Source organism: Helicobacter pylori NCTC 11637 = CCUG 17874 = ATCC 43504 = JCM 12093, from assembly GCF_900478295.1.
GTDB classification, from domain to species: domain Bacteria; phylum Campylobacterota; class Campylobacteria; order Campylobacterales; family Helicobacteraceae; genus Helicobacter; species Helicobacter pylori.
Window position 1 is genome coordinate 719,785 of sequence record NZ_LS483488.1, and the last position, 18,205, is coordinate 737,989.

Below are 18,205 nucleotides of genomic sequence, written 5' to 3' on the forward strand. Positions count from 1 at the left end.
AGATATGAAATGTTTTTTAAGCATATTTTCTTTCTTAACTTTTTGTGGCTTGTCTTTGAATGGTGCAGGGGCAGTGATAACGCTTGAACCCGCCTTAAAAGCCATTCAGGCGGATGCACAGGCCAAACAAAAAACCGCTCAAGCCGAATTAAAAGCCATAGAGGCTCAATCTAATGCCAAAGAAAAAGCCATTCAAGCACAAATAGAGGGAGAATTGAGAACTCAGCTTGCAACTATGAGCGCTATGTTAAAAGGGGCTAATGGCGTTATTAATGGTGTCAATGGCATGACAGGGGGGTTTTTTGCAGGTTCAGACATCTTGCTTGGCGTCATGGAAGGGTATTCAAGCGCGCTTAGTGCATTGGGGGGGAATGTTAAAATGATCGTGGAAAAACAAAAAATTAATACCCAAACAGAAATCCAAAACATGCAAATCGCGCTCCAAAAAAATAACGAAATAATCAAGCTCAAAATGAACCAGCAAAATGCTCTCTTAGAAGCGTTAAGAAACAGCTTTGAACCGAGCGTTACCCTAAAAACACAAATGGAAATGCTTTCTCAAGCTCTAGGAAGTTCTTCTGACAACGCTCAATACATCGCTTACAATACGATTGGTATCAAGGCGTTTGAAGAAACCTTAAAAGGTTTTGAAACATGGTTGAAAACAGCTATGCAAAAAGCGACCCTTATTGACTATAATTCCCTAACAGGTCAGGCTTTGTTTCAAAGCGCCATCTACGCGCCTGCTCTTAGTTTTTTTTCAAGCATGGGTGCACCATTTGGAATCATTGAAACATTCACTCTAGCGCCCACAAAATGCCCCTATCTTGATGGGCTAAAAATTTCAGCATGCCTTATGGAACAGGTTATTCAGAATTACAGAATGATTGTAGCCCTTATTCAAAATAAACTGAGTGATGCAGATTTTCAAAATATCGCTTATTTGAATGGGATCAATGGAGAAATCAAAACCTTAAAAGGATCAGTAGATTTGAATGCGCTCATAGAAGTTGCGATCTTAAACGCAGAAAATCATTTAAACTATATAGAGAATCTTGAAAAAAAAGCCGATCTTTGGGAAGAACAACTGAAATTAGAAAGAGAAACGACAGCAAGAAACATTGCTAGCTCTAAAGTTATTGTCAAATGAAAACACTCGTGAAAAATACCATGTCTTCTTTTTTGCTATTGTCTGTTTTGATGGCAGAAGATATAACAAGCGGTTTAAAACAACTTGATAGCACCTACAAAGAGACTAACCAACAAGTGCTCAAAAACCTAGATGAGATTTTTTCAACCACTAGCCCTAGCGCTAATAATGAAATAGGTCAAGAAGATGCTCTAAACATCAAAAAAGCGGCCATTGCTTTGAGAGGAGATTTAGCGTTATTGAAAGCCAATTTTGAAGCGAATGAGTTATTTTTCATCTCAGAAGATGTGATTTTCAAGACTTATATGTCTAGCCCTGAACTTTTATTAACCTATATGAAAATCAATCCCTTAGACCAAAACACTGCTGAGCAGCAATGCGGAATATCCGATAAAGTTTTAGTTCTTTATTGTGAAGGGAAGCTGAAAATCGAGCAAGAAAAACAAAATATAAGAGAGCGTTTAGAAACTTCTCTAAAGACATATCAGAGCAACATTGGAGGTACAGCTTCCTTAATCACTGCTTCACAGACGCTTGTAGAAAGCCTAAAAAATAAAAATTTCATCAAAGGAATCAGAAAGCTTATGTTAGCTCACAACAAGGTCTTTTTAAATTATTTAGAGGAATTGGACGCATTAGAAAGATCCCTAGAACAAAGTAAGCGACAATACCTACAAGAAAGGCAATCAAGTAAGATCATTGTTAAATGATTTTTCTGAGACGATAGGCTATGATTTCTAACCTTTGGGATTTGCTTCTCTAGTTGTTTTTTGAGCTAATAATTTGGATCGCTATTTTTTTCCATGAGCAATGCTTTGTTCTATTTGATTAATGACGCTATTGGGCAGTTCAGATTTAGAGTGATTGTTTGAGAATGTTGCATCTTTTGCTTCATTTTCTTTTGTATCAGTAGTGCCAAACTCACTTGCATTTGTAGTATCTTGGTAGTTATTTTCTTGCTCCATTTCTTTTTTTCTCTTCTCACAAATAGCGCACGAAGCTATAAGAAAGGTTCTATTGTTGCTGTTATTAAGAGCGAGTTTTAAACCACTCAAGTGTTGTCTAGAAAATTTGTTATTTTCTGTCTCTATTTCTTGAATTTTTTCTAATAAGGGGGCAAGAATTTTTTGATCCTTGATGCCTTTGATCAAACACTTTCTTAACCCATCGTAATCGTTGCTTGAAATAATACACTCATTGATAATGATTTCAATTTCAGGTGTTCTCCACTCATCAGGCACAAGCGGAGCAGCAGGTTTTACAAAAGCTTCATTCACCTTATTGATCATCTCATCAAAGTTATCATCTTTATTAGATTTGGTTTCAGCGGAAGAATTGCTATTAGGGTTGTCATTCAAAGGGTTAGCGTTAATTTCGTTTAATTCTTGTAATCCTTTGTGCTTAGCCGCTTTTTTTTGAATAGAAGAGTTGTTCTTTTTTTCAAACGCTTCAATATTCTTTTGAATTTGCTCTGCTCTCGCCCTATCATTTCGTAATTTTTCTCTCAAAGCGTTAGTGGCGAATTCTTTTTCCTCTTTTGTAACTTCTTCGTCGTCATGTCTTTGATGGAGTGTTTTGATTTTTTTAAAGCCCAAAGCCACTAATTTTTTGTATTCACTCGGTAACAATGCTGTATTGATAGCGTTTAAGCCCCCATAAATAACTAAAGAATAAAGAGCGACAGAACCTAATTTTTTGAAGATACTTTTCAAGAGCGTCTCCTTTCTTATTCAAAGGGGTTATTCTTGGCAACATTGCTTCGGTATGCAGAAACCACTGTTTTGAAGAAATTAAATATCTTGTAGTGTTCTTTTTGCATAGTTGTTTTGTCGCTCATCATAGGATCGCTATCTACGAAAATATTGTATTCATTAGTCTTTTTTAATATAGATTTTTTGGATTGGGTATCAAAATTGAAGCTGTCTAAAACCAACAAACACAATTTTTGTTTTTGAGCGAAACTCAATTTTTGATTGGTAAAGTTTTTAGTCAAAGTATTCAATTCCACATCATCTTTGACATTTTTCAACAAGTTAGAAAAAGCCTCATAGCCCTTTAAGTATTTCTCATTAATCTTATCAATCGCCATGCTAAACGCCAAGCGTTCCGAGTTAAAAATAAGCGTGTTAGTAGCCTTTTGAGCAATATCTTTTGCTTTGGAGTCAAACTTGTTTCTTTCAAGCTGTAAGTAATAATCTATATTATCCAATTCTTTTCTGCTCAATAAATTAGAAATGTTATTGGAATATTCTTCAATCGCTTGCTTGTAAGATAAAGCTAATCGGCTCGCTTTTTTGTTTTGTTCTTCATCTAAAGAAAACACACCCATTTGAAGCAAAGCCTGAGCCTTATCTTTAGTGGTAGCGGTAGTTTTTTTAAAAATACTGCTCGTTTTCACTTGGGGGTAGTAATAACTCAAACGCTCCTTATCTTCTTTGGTGAATGTTTCTTGGTTTAAAACATAGGCATAAGGGTTAGGGAGGAGTTTCTTATAGAGAGGGTTATCTTTTAAGGCTTGCTCTAGATCCCCATAAGCCTTTGACTTAGCAGTAAGGATTTTACCTCTTGTCTCTTTCTCTAGAGCCTCTTTTTCTTTTTTGTATTTGTTTTCTAAATCTAAAAGGACTTTAGCTCTGTAATCCACAAGCTCTTTGATTTTTTGTTTTCTAAAAACCAAGTCTTCTAAGAAATCATGCGTATTGTTTAAGAGCTTCTTGCGAGCCTTAAGAGCGTCTTCTTTTGCAGCCACTTCTTCTTGTTCTTTTTTTATCTCGTTGAAAAATGAACCAAACTGCTCCACATTAGCCGACAAAACTCCAAACGCAACCAATGAGCTAAAAACGATTTTTGCAAGCATCTTATAGTTTTTGTAACCTTAAATTTTCAAAAAATGTCAACACATTTTACCACAATTTTTACAAAACTATGAATTAAAATTTTTCCATATCCAAAAGGTAAGTAAAATCTAGGTCTTATAGTGTTATGTTTTTCTTGCTTGTATGCGGCTTGTTGGTATTTTTAAGTTTCTCTTAAGATTATTTCTATATAATAGATTAGTATTTTTTAGATGGAAAACTCTTTTATTCTTTAACAGATGTTTTCTGTTCTTTTTTTGGCGTAAACAAACAAATCGTTGGTTTGTGCTATACCACATGCTAGTATCAGCAAGTGGGGTATTCTTTGAGATTTGGAGTTAGATTAGGGTGGTTTTGTAAAATATTTATTATTTTATGCTCCTTTGTAAGTTCACCGCTCTGAACTAAACTACTTCTTTAAAAACCAAAATGGAACAACCGAATTAGCAAATTAAAACAAAACTTCTTACAATTCAAACATTCTTTCAACAAACATTTAGATAAGTACAGCCTTTATTATAGGCTGTTCAATATCAGCTCTATCGTTATAGGTTTTTTAATAGCGCTTTTTTCTTATGCGGCAGGGGTGATTTTAGTTTATCCAATATTATTCCTATTTGCTCTTATAATAAAACCTAGCTTTTTTTATTACACTACTTATCTTTTGCTACTCGTTTCTCTCAGCATAATAAGCAAATACTATCTCTTAAGCCACGCAAATTTCACAATGAAGCTAATCATGTTTATGACTCAATGGCAAAATTGGTTCTTATGATTCGTTCAAAAATTTCTCAAGACTTGATTTAGAGAAATTTCTTTATTTCCACACATTAGCATAAAACCTTACTGGCTAAAAACTAAAATCTTTTTAAGCGCATACACAAAGCTAGCCTATTTGAAAAAACCAATCTATTTTTGGTATTCAAATCCTAAAACCCCATGATTTTAAATTTAAAGGAGTGTTTTTTAAAAATAATTCTGCATCTAGTGTGTTAGTAATTTGTTTTTGATATGGTGGTGGTTTTCCAAATTAATATTGAGAAAAATTTGCTATAATTAGGAGATAAAAACAAAAAGAATATGGCTTGTTTGGTGGCAAAATATTTGATTTGTTTGCGATTGGTTGTTACTTATCGCTTGATTTCATGAGTAATCTTACCAATAGATTCAAGAATCTTGTTAGTAGCTTTAGGTATGCTATTGTGAAATGCTTCCTACTAAAACACGCATTAGAGATCCGAACAAGCAAGAACTTACACAACCAAAAATAAAAGGATTGAGTATGGGAAAAATTTTAGCTTCTTTGTTGGGTGGCGGAACAAATCTTTTTACAGGTTTATCCAGTGATTTGTTTTCTATGATATTAAATTTTTTGTTCTTTCTGATGTTAATGATGGGACTTAATGAAGCATTAGGGAAAAAATTTAATTTGCCTATGGACAATATCAAGAATTTTATGGCAGAAGTGCTGAAGAATGGATTCGATAGCATCAAAAACATGGGATCTGCTTTGGTTGGTAATGGTTTTGGTAGCAGCAAATCAGACAAAACCGCTAATAAAATGAGTGTCTCTCAAGTAAGACTCTAGTAGTGTATTAACTATCTAAAGATGAAATTTTTTCATCTTTCACGCAAAGCTTTGTTTGATCAACAAGGCAATAGATTGCCAGCTGAACATTATGATTTTATTACTTAAGACTCCTTTTTGAAAGTTGAGTTATCTTGACCATTTAGTTGTAACGCATTTTTACAACCGATCTTGCTTTTTTAAAAATAATATATAATATTAAAACTTTTTTAAATCGGTTTTTAGGGCTATTTGTGAAAGCGTTTTTTGTAGGTTTTGAAAAATAGATATAAGAGTGGTTGAAACAATATTTTATGGTTAAAAAATGGTTTCTTGCTCTTTGAATTATGACCGCTCTGAAATTTTCACACAACAGATATTGTATAATTTTAATATAAACTTTACGATTTAAACAATCTAAAGAGAAACAAAATCCATTGAAGGGACCAAGAGCGATATGAGTAATAACATGCGAAAACTCTTCTCAATTATTGCTGACTCAAAAAATAAGAAAGAAAAACTTATTGAGAGTTTGCAGGAGAACGAACTTTTAAACACTGATGAAAAAAAGAAAATCATAGATCAAATAAAAACCATGCATGATTTTTTCAAACAGATGCATACAAACAAGGGAGCGTTAGATAAGGTTCTAAGAAATTACATGAAAGATTATCGTGCTGTTATCAAAAGCATTGGTGTTGATAAGTTTAAAAAGGTTTATCGATTGCTTGAGAGTGAGACTATGGAGCTGTTGCATGCGATTGCAAAGAATCCTAATTTCTTATTCTCTAAATTTGATCGATCAATTCTTGGAATATTTCTGCCTTTCTTCAGTAAGCCCGTCATGTTCAAGATGAGTATTAGAGAAATGGACTCGCAAATAGAATTGTATGGCACTAAGCTCCCACTATTGAAATTGTTTGTGATGACAGATGAAGAAGTGAATTTCTATGCTAATCTAAAAACCATTGAACAATATAACGACTATGTTAGGGATTTGCTGATGAAATTTGATCTTGAAAAATACATGAAAGAAAAAGGAGTGCAAAACGCTTGATGTGGAAAATGAACAAAAAATCTCGGTGCAACTAACAAAACTCAGTTTGAAAAATATTTGTCTCAAGCAGAGACAGAATTAAAAAATGATGAGTGCTTTAAAAAGATTACCTACTTGATCGCCTTACCTATCAAGTAAGGCTAACGCCTATTGGCGTTGCTCTCTACCCTTATACTCTCTCCCTTTTTTCTTCCAATCACTTACCACTGAGCAAACTTCTGATTTGATTGCGCAAGTATTCATTCTCTCTTTCTTCTTGTAGCTTCTCCCTAATTTCTTCTTCTTTGGCTTGCATGTTCAAGTTGCCATTCTTAAAAATCTCAGAACTAATCACATTCTGCCTCATTTGATAACCTGCACGATTACTCAATGTTTCTAAAATCTCTCGTTGGTTATTTTTCCTAGTGGTATATTCTTGTTCCTTGTCTTGTAAGAGAGTTTTGTAATACTGATTGATTTTTTCTAGCTGAGCTTTTTCTCTTGCCACTTCATTGATCACTTGCTTGTTGTTTGCTCCACTCACATCATAGCCATGCAAGTTTTTTGTGTTAGCTCCTAGCATTGGCTGACTTCCTTGCAACACATCAAAGGTCTGTGGTTTTTCTTTGTTGTTGGGATTATCATTGTAGTTACTCGCTATCATCACCACACCCTTTTGATTCAAAGTGGGTTGCAAGTAAAAATCAATGTCGGATCTTGCTCCATTAGCTTGGAAGTAATTCTTGTATTGAAGGATCTTATTGGCATCGCCTATGAGCGTAATCTTTTTAGAATGGTGAACAAGTTTGAAAGTTAGTACAACTTGTTTATTATCCAACAAATAGTCCTTGTAATTTGGCAACTTCACTTGCACCATGAATGGTGTGTCTTTGAGCTTGTCATTTAAGGGTATCTCACTATACTTCTCTATCAGTTCATTATACACAGGCGTATAAACATGGTTCTTTTGTTTCACCACTTTTTTCGCATAATTACTGCATGCACTTAAAATTAAGCACAGAATTGTCGCACCGATTAAAACACTTGCTCTCAGTTTCATTATTGTTTCTCCTTATTGCTCTTGTTTCTTTGAAGTGAAAAGACCATTGATAAAATTTTTTATACCAATAACCTTAATAACTTTATAAATCAAATAGCCCATGCCTATGAAGCAAATGTTTTTCAAAACAAAGAGCACCTTGTCGTTAGTGCTACCAATTCCTAAGATATACAGTTCATAAATAGATCTAATTGTTTCTAATCCAAAAAACAAAACCGCACCTACACCAAAGGCATAGTAAAAATACTGAAGTTTTAGTTTTGTTTTTAGACTTTCCACCAAATCCACATTTTTGCTAGTTCTTAAAAATACAAAATAGATTGCAAACAAAACAAATATCCCACCCATACATAATCCTAACAGATGCTCTAGTCCCCCTATATATCCTAAGAATGAATGAGCGTATGCTTCCATTATTCTTTGTTTGGCTTGTCCTATCTGCATCAGAAGTTCATACCTTTTTTCTTGCGGTAGCTTTTCTATTTCTATCAGGATATTTTTCAACTCTTCTTGATTCTTTAAAGCTTCGTGAAATCTTTGCTCCCCTAAACTCCCTTTGGGATATAACGAGTCTAGCAAATTTAAAAGATCATTGCTCTGTGAGTTGCTAGGTAATGGAGCGTTTAGCGAATTGGATCCATGATGCTCTGTTGTATCGTTCATGAAATTCCTTTCAAGAATTAAATTGAGAAATTGTTTTGTTATTATACCATTCTCTCTGAGTTGTGATTGTCTTATTTCTTTGAATTAGGCGCTTCTAAAATTTCATTACTGAGTTACGACTGCTTACTTATTGCTCTTACTTTTTGAGTTGCATCGTGTTTCATCTTGCTTCTTGTTTGAAGCAATCCGCTACTTACATTTATTATAAGGAATCTTTGTTCAACGCCTTATCCAAAAAGGTTTTTGTTAAAGGTTTTTTCAAATATATATTTTTACAGAAATTTTGCTATACTATAACTGAAATTGTTTTAAGGAGTTTTTGATGAAAAAATTTCTCAAGTATTTCTCAAATTTTACAACCAACGAACCAATAACTAAACAATAAAGCTGTCGCATGTTAGGGAAAAAAAACGAGGAAGTCTTGATTGATGAAAGTTTGGTTGGGGGTGTGATAGCCCTTGATAGATTGGCAAAACTCAATAAGGCCAATAGGACTTTCAAAAGGGCTTTTTATCTCTCTATGGCACTCAATGTCGTCGCTGTAACGAGTATTGTGATGATGATGCCTTTGAAGAAAACAGATATATTTGTTTATGGCATTGATCGATACACAGGAGAATTTAAAATTGTCAAACGCTCCGATGCTAGGCAAATTGTCAATTCTGAAGCTGTTGTGGATAGCGCAACTTCAAAATTTGTCTCATTGCTGTTTGGTTATAGCAAAAATTCTTTGAGGGATCGCAAGGATCAACTAATGCAGTATTGCGATGTGAGTTTCCAAACCCAAGCAATGAGAATGTTCAATGAAAATATCAGACAATTCGTAGATAAAGTCCGAGCAGAAGCTATCATTAGTTCTAACATACAAAGAGAAAAAGTCAAAAATAGTCCCTTAACGAGATTAACATTTTTCATTACCATCAAAATCACACCCGATACAATGGAAAATTATGAATATATTACTAAAAAACAAGTAACTATTTATTATGATTTTGCTAGAGGCAACTCTTCTCAAGAAAATCTTATCATCAATCCTTTTGGCTTCAAAGTGTTTGACATTCAAATCACAGATTTACAAAACGAACAGACGGTAAGCGAAATTTTGAGAAAGATTAAAGAAGTGGAATCAAAAAATAAGGCATTAAAACAATAAGAGCATGTTTAATATTAAAAGGAATTTTTTAATAACAATCATAAGTTTTTTTCTCATTGTTCCTAATTGGTTGAAAGCTATTGATTTGCCCATTGTTTCAAATCTCAAAATTTACCAAACGGTTTATTGCATGCTGATACCGAGTTATGTTTTAACCAACAAAAGTTTTGCAGATATTTTGACAGGCTATACATCTATTGGTGCATCAGGGAGTGGAAAGAGTTCAGGGCAGGGTGTGATTGAAGCGCTTAGCACACCATTAGCCACAAGTTTAGCCGCTAGCAATTTGGTGAAATATTTGAACACTTTAGGTCCTTTATGGGGATCGGCGTGGGCAAGTGTTGCTACAGCTATACAAGGTTTTGCTCTAACGCCATCAAGTGGCTGTAATTTTGGTTGGAACGCATTGATAAATAAAAACATAGATGTATCCATGGATAGCGTGCTAGACAATTTGAGCAACAAGATTCAGAATTTTACCAAAGGCGGTGTTGAGGACAATGTGAAAGGCAATATTCTTTTACAAATAATTGGCTCAATAACCGCTCAAGCTTCTACGAATATTACAGCTGATGGTTTAATTTGGCTGATTGGTAAAGAATTCACTGCAAATAAACTGCAAAACAACACTACAGCCATGCTTGCTTTTGCCGCATTAGAATCTGTTGTCAAAGGAGCGGATGCTGCTGTTCTTCCTGCATATGGTGTAGTCAATCTGCCTGATATTATCATAGGGCAAGGGTCATATCTTGATTTTGTTTCTTACCTGATTTATATTGTTTTTGGGATTTTTGTTTTTATTTCTTTTATGAAATTGAGAGATATTTCAAGTAACATTCAGATTAACATAGGTTTTGAATACATGCGATTTGTTGGGGGGACATTATTCAAAATGGCGATGGTCTCTTTTATCGCCTATGCAGGTTTTGGTTATCTTTATAAAATCTCTTATTCTATTTATTTTGGTTTAGCAGGCGCTTTTGGGCTGAATCAAGTTCTTTTTTGGGCTTTAGATTTAGTGCTGAATTACACTGTTAATTCAATTTTACCTGCGGTAAGAGCTGTTTTTTCTAATGTTGGCAACAACGCTCCTAGTTTGTTACAAGGCTTGCAAGTGGCAGGTATTTCTTTATTCGCTATTTTTATGCAAGTAACTATCATTATGAGAATAAGCACTGTTGTTGTGAAACCTTTGATAGCGGGGGCTTTTAGCGGTATTGTGTTCCCTATTGCAGTAAGTTTGATCGTGCTAGATTGGTTCAAAGATTCTATGAAAAACATATTGATATGGTTTATTAATAATTTGTTTATCTTGGTTCTAGCTATTCCTATTTTGCTCTTTGGTGTTTTGGCATTATTGGCATTCAATTTGACCATAACGCCCTCTGTTGCTATACAAAACATCAATCAAGGGGGACTAGGTATCGATTCGACTATTGCGAGTTTGATCACCCTATTTATTTTAAAAGGTTTCATAGAGACGATTATTGAGAGTGTCAATGCGATCGTTAACACCATTTTCAGCTCTGTTTCTATGGATGGTAGCAGAATGGATAGAGAAAGAGATGCCTTAATGGTGGGAAGAGTTGGTGGATCTATGTTTAAAGGATAAGCCACTTTATTCTTGTGTTACAATTACAAATATTTTTTAAGAGGAATTGTTGATGGAGCAGGCATTTTTTAAAAAAATTGTTGGCTGTTTCTGTCTTGGTTATTTATTTTTATCTAGCGCAATAGAAGCAGCAGCACTTGACATTAAGAATTTTAATCGTGGTAGGGTGAAAGTGGTGAATAAGAAGATTGCTTATTTGGGAGATGAAAAACCTATTACGATTTGGACTTCATTAGACAATGTTACTGTGATCCAACTTGAAAAAGATGAAACTATTTCTTACATCACAACAGGTTTCAATAAAGGTTGGAGTATTGTGCCTAATTCTAATCATATATTCATTCAACCTAAATCGGTAAAAAGTAATCTCATGTTTGAAAAAGAAGCAGTGAATTTTGCCCTAATGACAAGAGATTACCAAGAATTTTTAAAAACAAAAAAACTTATCGTAGATGCGCCCGACCCTAAAGAATTAGAAGAACAAAAAAAAGCTCTAGAAAAAGAAAAAGAAGCTAAAGAACAGGCGCAAAAAGCGCAAAAAGATAAAAGAGAAAAAAGAAAAGAAGAGCGTGCAAAAAATAGAGCCAATTTAGAAAATCTCACTAACGCTATGAGTAACCCACAAAATTTGAGCAATAACAAAAATCTTAGCGAATTTATCAAGCAACAACGAGAAAATGAATTAGACCAAATGGAACGACTAGAGGACATGCAAGAACAGGCTCAAGCTAATGCGCTCAAACAAATTGAAGAACTCAACAAGAAACAAGCTGAAGAGACAATCAAGCAAAGAGCCAAGGATAAAATTAGTATTAAGACAGATAAATCTCAAAAAAGTCCTGAGGATAACTCCATAGAATTATCTCCTAGCGATAGCGCTTGGAGAACCAATCTTGTTGTGCGGACCAATAAGGCCTTGTATCAATTCATTTTGAGAATAGCCCAAAAAGACAATTTTGCTTCGGCGTATCTAACAGTCAAATTAGAATACCCACAAAGACACGAAGTTTCTAGCGTTATTGAAGAGGAGCTAAAAAAGAGAGAAGAAGCAAAGAGGCAGAAAGAATTGATTAAGCAAGAAAATCTTAACACCACAGCCTACATCAATAGAGTAATGATGGCGAGCAATGAACAGATTATCAACAAAGAAAAAATAAGAGAAGAAAAACAAAAAATTATCTTAGATCAAGCAAAGGCGCTAGAGACTCAATATGTGCATAATGCCTTAAAAAGAAACCCCGTGCCTAGAAACTACAATTACTACCAAGCGCCTGAAAAACGCTCTAAACATATTATGCCCTCTGAAATTTTTGATGATGGCACATTCACTTATTTTGGTTTCAAAAACATCACTCTCCAACCTGCTATTTTTGTGGTTCAACCTGATGGGAAATTGAGCATGACTGATGCCGCCATTGATCCTAACATGACCAATTTAGGATTGAGATGGTATAGAGTTAATGAAATTGCAGAGAAGTTTAAGCTCATTAAAGACAAAGCCCTTGTAACAGTAATCAATAAAGGCTATGGGAAAAATCCATTGACAAAAAATTACAATATCAAAAACTATGGTGAATTGGAGCGCGTGATTAAAAAGCTCCCTCTTGTCAGAGATAAATAAAAAGGCGTTAAGACATGAATGAAGAAAACGATAAACTTGAAACTTCTAAAAAAACCCAACAAGATTCACCCCAAGATTTATCCAATGAAGAAGCAACGGAAGCCAATCATTTTGAAGATTCTTTAAAAGAAGAAAGCTCAGACAATCATCTTGACAACCCCACAGAAACTAAAACCCATTTTGATGGAGACAATCTAGAAGAAACCCAAACTCAAATGGATTCTGAAAGTAATGAAACTTCAGAATCTAGCAATGGCAGTCTAGCAGACAAGTTATTCAAAAAAGCCAGAAAATTAGTTGATAATAAAAGACCTTTCACTCAGCAAAAGAATTTAGATGAAGAAACCCAAGAACTGAACGAAGAAGACGATCAAGAAAATAATGGGTATCAAGAAGAAACTCAAACGGGCTTAATTGATGATGAAACTTCTAAAAAACCCCAACAAGATTCACCCCAAGATTTATCCAATGAAGAAGCAACAGAAATCAATCATTTTGAAGATTCTTCAAAAGAATCCAAAGAAAGCTCATATTATCATCTTGACAACCCCACAGAAACTAAAACCCATTTTGATGGAGACAATCTAGAAGAAATAACTAACGACTCTAACGATCAAGAGATTATCAAAGGAAGCAAAAAGAAATATATTATTGGTGGCATTGTAGTCGCTGTTCTTATCGTGATCATTTTATTTTCTAGAAGCATTTTTCACTACTTCATGCCTTTGGAAGATAAAAGCTCTCGTTTTAGCAAAGATAGGAATCTTTATGTCAATGATGAAATCCAAATAAGGCAAGAGTATAACCGATTGCTGAAAGAACGGAATGAAAAAGGCAATATGATCGATAAAAATCTTTTCTTCAATGACGATCCCAATAGAACCTTATACAACTATTTGAATATTGCAGAAATTGAGGACAAAAACCCATTGAGAGCCTTTTATGAGTGTATTAGTAATGGTGGCAACTATGAAGAATGTTTGAAGCTTATCAAAGACAAAAAACTTCAAGATCAAATGAAAAAGACTCTAGAGGCTTATAATGACTGCATCAAAAATGCCAAAACTGAAGAAGAAAGGATCAAGTGTTTAGATTTAATCAAAGATGAAAACTTGAAAAAAAGCTTACTGAACCAACAAAAAGTTCAGGTGGCGCTAGATTGTTTGAAAAACGCTAAAACCGATGAAGAACGAAACGAGTGCCTAAAACTCATAAATGACCCTGATATTAGAGAGAAATTCCGTAAGGAATTAGAGCTTCAAAAAGAGCTTCAAGAGTATAAGGATTGTATCAAAAACGCCAAAACAGAGGCTGAGAAAAATGAATGCTTGAAAGGCTTGTCTAAAGAAGCTATAGAAAGATTGAAACAGCAAGCGCTAGATTGTTTGAAAAACGCTAAAACCGATGAAGAACGAAACGAGTGCTTGAAAAATATTCCCCAAGACTTGCAAAAAGAACTACTAGCTGATATGAGCGTCAAGGCTTATAAGGACTGCGTTTCAAAAGCTAGGAATGAAAAAGAGAAAAAAGAATGCGAGAAATTGCTCACGCCTGAAGCGAGGAAAAAGTTAGAACAACAGGTTCTAGATTGTTTGAAAAACGCTAAAACCGATGAAGAACGAAAAAAGTGTTTGAAAGATCTCCCTAAAGACTTACAAAGCGATATTTTAGCTAAAGAGAGCGTTAAAGCTTATAAAGACTGCGTATCTCAAGCCAAAACTGAAGCTGAGAAACAAGAGTGTGAGAAATTACTCACGCCTGAAGCGAAAAAACTTTTAGAAGAAGAAGCCAAAGAAAGCGTTAAGGCTTACTTGGACTGTGTATCTCAAGCCAAAACTGAAGATGAGAAAAAAGAGTGTGAGAAATTACTCACGCCTGAAGCGAGAAAACTATTAGAAGAAGCTAAAAAAAGCGTTAAAGCTTATTTGGATTGCGTATCTCAAGCCAAAACTGAAGCTGAAAGAAAAGAGTGTGAGAAATTACTTACGCCTGAAGCGAAAAAACTATTAGAGCAACAAGCTCTAGATTGTTTGAAAAACGCTAAAACCGAAGCTGATAAAAAAAGGTGTGTCAAAGATCTCCCTAAAGACTTGCAGAAAAAGGTTTTAGCCAAAGAGAGCGTTAGGGTTTATTTGGATTGCGTATCAAGAGCCAAAAACGAAGCTGAAAGAAAAGAATGCGAGAAATTACTCACCCCTGAAGCGAGAAAACTATTAGAAGAAGCTAAAAAAAGCGTTAAAGCTTATAAAGACTGCGTATCAAGAGCCAGGAATGAAAAAGAGAAAAAAGAATGCGAGAAATTACTCACCCCTGAAGCGAGAAAACTATTAGAAGAAGCTAAAAAAAGCGTTAAAGCTTATTTGGATTGCGTATCTCAAGCCAAAACTGAAGCTGAAAGAAAAGAGTGTGAGAAATTACTTACGCCTGAAGCGAAAAAACTATTAGAAGAAGCTAAAGAGAGCGTCAAAGCTTATAAAGACTGCCTCTCCCAAGCTAGAAATGAAACTGAAAGGAGAGCTTGCGAGAAATTACTCACCCCTGAAGCGAGAAAACTTTTAGAGAAGCAAGCGCTAGATTGTTTGAAAAACGCTAAAACCGAATCTGAGAAAAAAAGGTGTGTCAAAGATCTCCCTAAAGACTTGCAGAAAAAGGTTTTAGCTAAAGAGAGCGTTAAGGCTTATTTGGATTGCGTATCTCAAGCCAAAACTGAAGCTGAAAGAAAAGAGTGTGAGAAATTACTTACGCCTGAAGCGAAAAAACTATTAGAAGAAGCTAAAGAGAGCGTCAAAGCTTATAAAGACTGCCTCTCCCAAGCTAGAAATGAAACTGAAAGGAGAGCTTGCGAGAAATTACTCACCCCTGAAGCAAGGAAACTACTAGAGCAAGAAGTTAAAAAGAGCGTTAAAGCTTATAAAGACTGCGTATCAAGAGCTAGGAATGAAAAAGAGAAAAAAGAATGCGAGAAATTACTCACCCCTGAAGCGAGGAAACTTTTAGAACAACAAGCGCTAGATTGTTTGAAAAACGCTAAAACCGAATCTGATAAAAAAAGGTGTGTCAAAGATCTCCCTAAAGACTTGCAGAAAAAGGTTTTAGCCAAAGAGAGCGTTAAGGCTTATTTGGACTGCGTATCAAGAGCTAGGAATGAAAAAGAGAAAAAAGAATGCGAGAAATTACTCACCCCTGAAGCGAGGAAACTTTTAGAAGAAGCTAAAGAGAGCCTTAAGGCTTATAAAGACTGCCTCTCTCAAGCTAGAAATGAAACTGAAAGGAGAGCTTGCGAAAAATTACTCACCCCTGAAGCGAGGAAACTCTTAGAGCAAGAAGTTAAGAAGAGCGTTAAGGCTTATTTGGACTGCGTATCAAGAGCTAGGAATGAAAAAGAGAAACAAGAATGCGAGAAATTACTCACCCCTGAAGCGAGGAAATTTTTAGCGAAGCAAGCATTAAGTTGTTTGGAAAAAGCTAGAAATGAAGAAGAAAGAAAAGCATGTCTTAAAAATCTCCCTAAAGACTTACAGAAAAATGTTTTAGCTAAAGAGAGCCTTAAAGCTTATAAGGACTGCCTCTCTCAAGCTAGAAATGAAACTGAAAGGAGAGCTTGCGAGAAATTACTCACCCCTGAAGCGAGAAAACTACTAGAACAAGAAGTTAAAAAGAGCGTCAAGGCTTATTTGGATTGCGTATCAAAAGCTAGGAATGAAAAAGAGAAACAAGAATGCGAGAAATTACTCACGCCTGAAGCGAGGAAATTTTTAGAGAAAGAACTCCAACAAAAAGATAAAGCGATAAAAGATTGCTTGAAAAACGCCGATCCTAACGACAGAGCGGCTATCATGAAGTGTTTGGATGGTTTGAGCGATGAAGAGAAGCTCAAATACCTGCAAGAAGCTAGAGAAAAGGCTGTTGCGGATTGTTTGGCTATGGCTAAAACCGATGAAGAAAAAAGGAAATGCCAAAACCTTTATAGCGATTTGATCCAAGAAATCCAAAATAAAAGGACACAAAGCAAACAAAATCAATTGAGTAAAACAGAAAGATTGCATCAAGCAAGCGAGTGTTTGGATAACTTAGATGACCCTACCGATCAACAAGCCATAGAGCAATGTTTAGAGGGCTTGAGCGATAGTGAAAGGGCGCTAATTCTAGGAATTAAACGACAAGCTGATGAAGTGGATCTGATTTATAGCGATCTAAGAAACCGCAAAACCTTTGATAACATGGCGGCTAAAGGTTATCCGTTGTTGCCAATGGATTTCAAAAATGGCGGCGATATTGCCACTATTAACGCCACTAATGTTGATGCGGACAAAATAGCTAGCGATAATCCTATTTATGCTTCCATAGAGCCTGATATTACCAAGCAATACGAAACAGAAAAAACCATTAAGGATAAGAATTTAGAAGCTAAATTAGCTAAGGCTTTAGGTGGCAATAAAAAAGATGACGATAAAGAAAAAAGTAAAAAACCCACAGCAGAAGCTAAAGTAGAAAGCAATAAGATAGACAAAGATGTCGCAGAAACTGCTAAGAATATCAGTGAAATCGCTCTTAAGAACAAAAAAGAAAAGAATGGGGAATTTGTAGATGAAAATGGTAATCCCATTGATGACAAAAAGAAAGCAGAAAAACAAGATGAAACAAGCCCTGTCAAACAGGCCTTTATAGGCAAGAGTGATCCCACATTTGTTTTAGCGCAATACACCCCTATTGAAATCACTCTGACTTCTAAAGTAGATGCCACTCTCACAGGTATAGTGAGTGGGGTTGTAGCCAAAGATGTATGGAACATGAACGGCACTATGATCTTACTAGACAAAGGCACTAAGGTGTATGGGAATTATCAAAGCGTGAAAGGTGGCACACCCATTATGACACGCTTAATGATAGTCTTTACTAAAGCCATTACGCCTGATGGTGTGATAATACCTCTAGCAAACGCTCAAGCAGCAGGCATGTTGGGTGAAGCAGGGGTAGATGGCTATGTGAATAATCACTTTATGAAGCGCATAGGCTTTGCTGTGATAGCAAGCGTGGTTAATAGCTTCTTGCAAACTGCGCCTATCATAGCTCTAGATAAGCTCATAGGCCTTGGCAAAGGCAGAAGTGAAAGGACACCTGAATTTAATTACGCTTTGGGTCAAGCTATCAATGGTAGTATGCAAAGTTCAGCCCAGATGTCTAATCAAATTCTAGGGCAACTGATGAATATCCCCCCAAGTTTTTACAAAAATGAGGGCGATAGTATTAAGATTCTCACAATGGACGATATTGATTTTAGTGGCGTGTATGATGTTAAAATTACCAACAAATCTGTGGTAGATGAAATTATCAAACAAAGCACCAAAACTTTGTCTAGAGAACATGAAGAGATCACCACAAGCCCCAAAGGTGGCAATTAATTCAAGAGAAAGGATAAAATATATTTATGTTACCAAACTCGGTTCTTTACAAAATAAAAGACAAAACCAACAATAGGCTCTTCTAA

The 18,205-nt window shown here is 35.2% G+C and carries 14 protein-coding genes; 10 read left to right on the forward strand and 4 right to left on the reverse strand.

Features of this window, described 5'->3' with window-relative positions; genetic code table 11:
• Positions 1 to 4 precede the first annotated feature (4 nt).
• Both cagI and cagL read left to right on the forward strand, forming a co-directional pair.
• Positions 5 to 1,150, forward strand: coding sequence for a cag pathogenicity island type IV secretion system translocation protein CagI (gene cagI, locus DQL14_RS03725; protein WP_108169866.1), 1,146 nt, complete (start codon positions 5 to 7; stop codon positions 1,148 to 1,150).
• Complete coding sequence (cagL, locus tag DQL14_RS03730; protein WP_108169867.1) at positions 1,147 to 1,860, forward strand: cag pathogenicity island VirB5 family T4SS-associated adhesin CagL; 714 nt, start codon at positions 1,147 to 1,149, stop codon at positions 1,858 to 1,860. Before cagI ends, cagL begins: the two co-directional genes overlap by 4 nt.
• Positions 1,861 to 1,941: 81 nt before the next feature.
• Here the strand turns inward: cagL and cagN are convergent, their stop codons facing one another.
• Both cagN and cagM read right to left on the reverse strand, forming a co-directional pair.
• Positions 1,942 to 2,862: a cag pathogenicity island type IV secretion system protein CagN gene (cagN, locus tag DQL14_RS03735; protein ID WP_108169868.1), complete on the reverse strand. Its 921-nt coding sequence runs from the start codon at positions 2,860 to 2,862 to the stop codon at positions 1,942 to 1,944.
• Between the two features lie 14 nt (positions 2,863 to 2,876).
• Positions 2,877 to 4,007 (reverse strand): type IV secretion system apparatus protein CagM, encoded by a 1,131-nt coding sequence (gene cagM, locus DQL14_RS03740; RefSeq protein WP_108169869.1) that lies wholly within the window; start codon positions 4,005 to 4,007, stop codon positions 2,877 to 2,879.
• Between the two features lie 440 nt (positions 4,008 to 4,447).
• On the opposite strand from cagM, the gene cagP reads away from it, so the two are divergent.
• The 4 genes from cagP to cagS all read left to right on the forward strand — a co-directional run bounded on the left by cagP (position 4,448) and on the right by cagS (position 6,629).
• Complete coding sequence (gene cagP / locus DQL14_RS03750) at positions 4,448 to 4,780, forward strand: cag pathogenicity island protein CagP (protein WP_108169870.1); 333 nt, start codon at positions 4,448 to 4,450, stop codon at positions 4,778 to 4,780.
• 310 nt (positions 4,781 to 5,090) lie between these two features.
• Positions 5,091 to 5,276 carry a hypothetical protein gene (locus tag DQL14_RS08635; RefSeq protein ID WP_108169871.1) on the forward strand — a complete coding sequence of 62 codons (186 nt, stop codon included), beginning with the start codon at positions 5,091 to 5,093 and terminating at the stop codon, positions 5,274 to 5,276.
• Complete coding sequence (cagQ, locus tag DQL14_RS03760) at positions 5,213 to 5,593, forward strand: cag pathogenicity island type IV secretion system protein CagQ (protein WP_000938082.1); 381 nt, start codon at positions 5,213 to 5,215, stop codon at positions 5,591 to 5,593. Before DQL14_RS08635 ends, cagQ begins: the two co-directional genes overlap by 64 nt.
• A gap of 436 nt (positions 5,594 to 6,029) precedes the next feature.
• The gene (gene cagS / locus DQL14_RS03770) at positions 6,030 to 6,629 is read left to right on the forward strand and encodes a cag pathogenicity island protein CagS (RefSeq protein WP_108169873.1); all 600 of its coding nucleotides are present in this window, start codon (positions 6,030 to 6,032) and stop codon (positions 6,627 to 6,629) included.
• Between the two features lie 196 nt (positions 6,630 to 6,825).
• On the opposite strand, the gene cagT is transcribed toward cagS, so the two are convergent.
• Together cagT and cagU are read right to left on the reverse strand one after the other, a co-directional pair.
• The gene (cagT, locus tag DQL14_RS03775) at positions 6,826 to 7,668 is read right to left on the reverse strand and encodes a type IV secretion system apparatus protein CagT (protein ID WP_108169874.1); all 843 of its coding nucleotides are present in this window, start codon (positions 7,666 to 7,668) and stop codon (positions 6,826 to 6,828) included.
• 12 nt (positions 7,669 to 7,680) lie between these two features.
• A complete protein-coding gene (cagU, locus tag DQL14_RS03780; RefSeq protein WP_108169875.1) occupies positions 7,681 to 8,331 on the reverse strand; it encodes a cag pathogenicity island translocation protein CagU in 651 nt (216 codons plus the stop codon).
• Between the two features lie 394 nt (positions 8,332 to 8,725).
• Here cagU and cagV point away from each other — a divergent pair, with 394 nt between their 5' ends.
• The 4 genes from cagV to DQL14_RS03805 are packed head-to-tail and all read left to right on the forward strand — an operon-like array spanning position 8,726 to position 18,119.
• Positions 8,726 to 9,484 (forward strand): cag pathogenicity island type IV secretion system protein CagV, encoded by a 759-nt coding sequence (cagV, locus tag DQL14_RS03790; protein WP_108169876.1) that lies wholly within the window; start codon positions 8,726 to 8,728, stop codon positions 9,482 to 9,484.
• A gap of 4 nt (positions 9,485 to 9,488) precedes the next feature.
• Positions 9,489 to 11,096, forward strand: a complete 1,608-nt coding sequence (gene cagW, locus DQL14_RS03795; protein ID WP_000481884.1) for a cag pathogenicity island VirB6 family T4SS protein CagW — start codon at positions 9,489 to 9,491, stop codon at positions 11,094 to 11,096.
• A 52-nt stretch (positions 11,097 to 11,148) separates the two neighbouring features.
• A complete protein-coding gene (cagX, locus tag DQL14_RS03800) occupies positions 11,149 to 12,717 on the forward strand; it encodes a type IV secretion system apparatus protein CagX (protein ID WP_108169877.1) in 1,569 nt (522 codons plus the stop codon).
• Positions 12,718 to 12,731: 14 nt separating this feature from the next.
• Positions 12,732 to 18,119, forward strand: a complete 5,388-nt coding sequence (locus DQL14_RS03805; protein ID WP_108169878.1) for a CagY family CD-EC repeat-containing protein — start codon at positions 12,732 to 12,734, stop codon at positions 18,117 to 18,119.
• Positions 18,120 to 18,205: the final 86 nt, after the last annotated feature.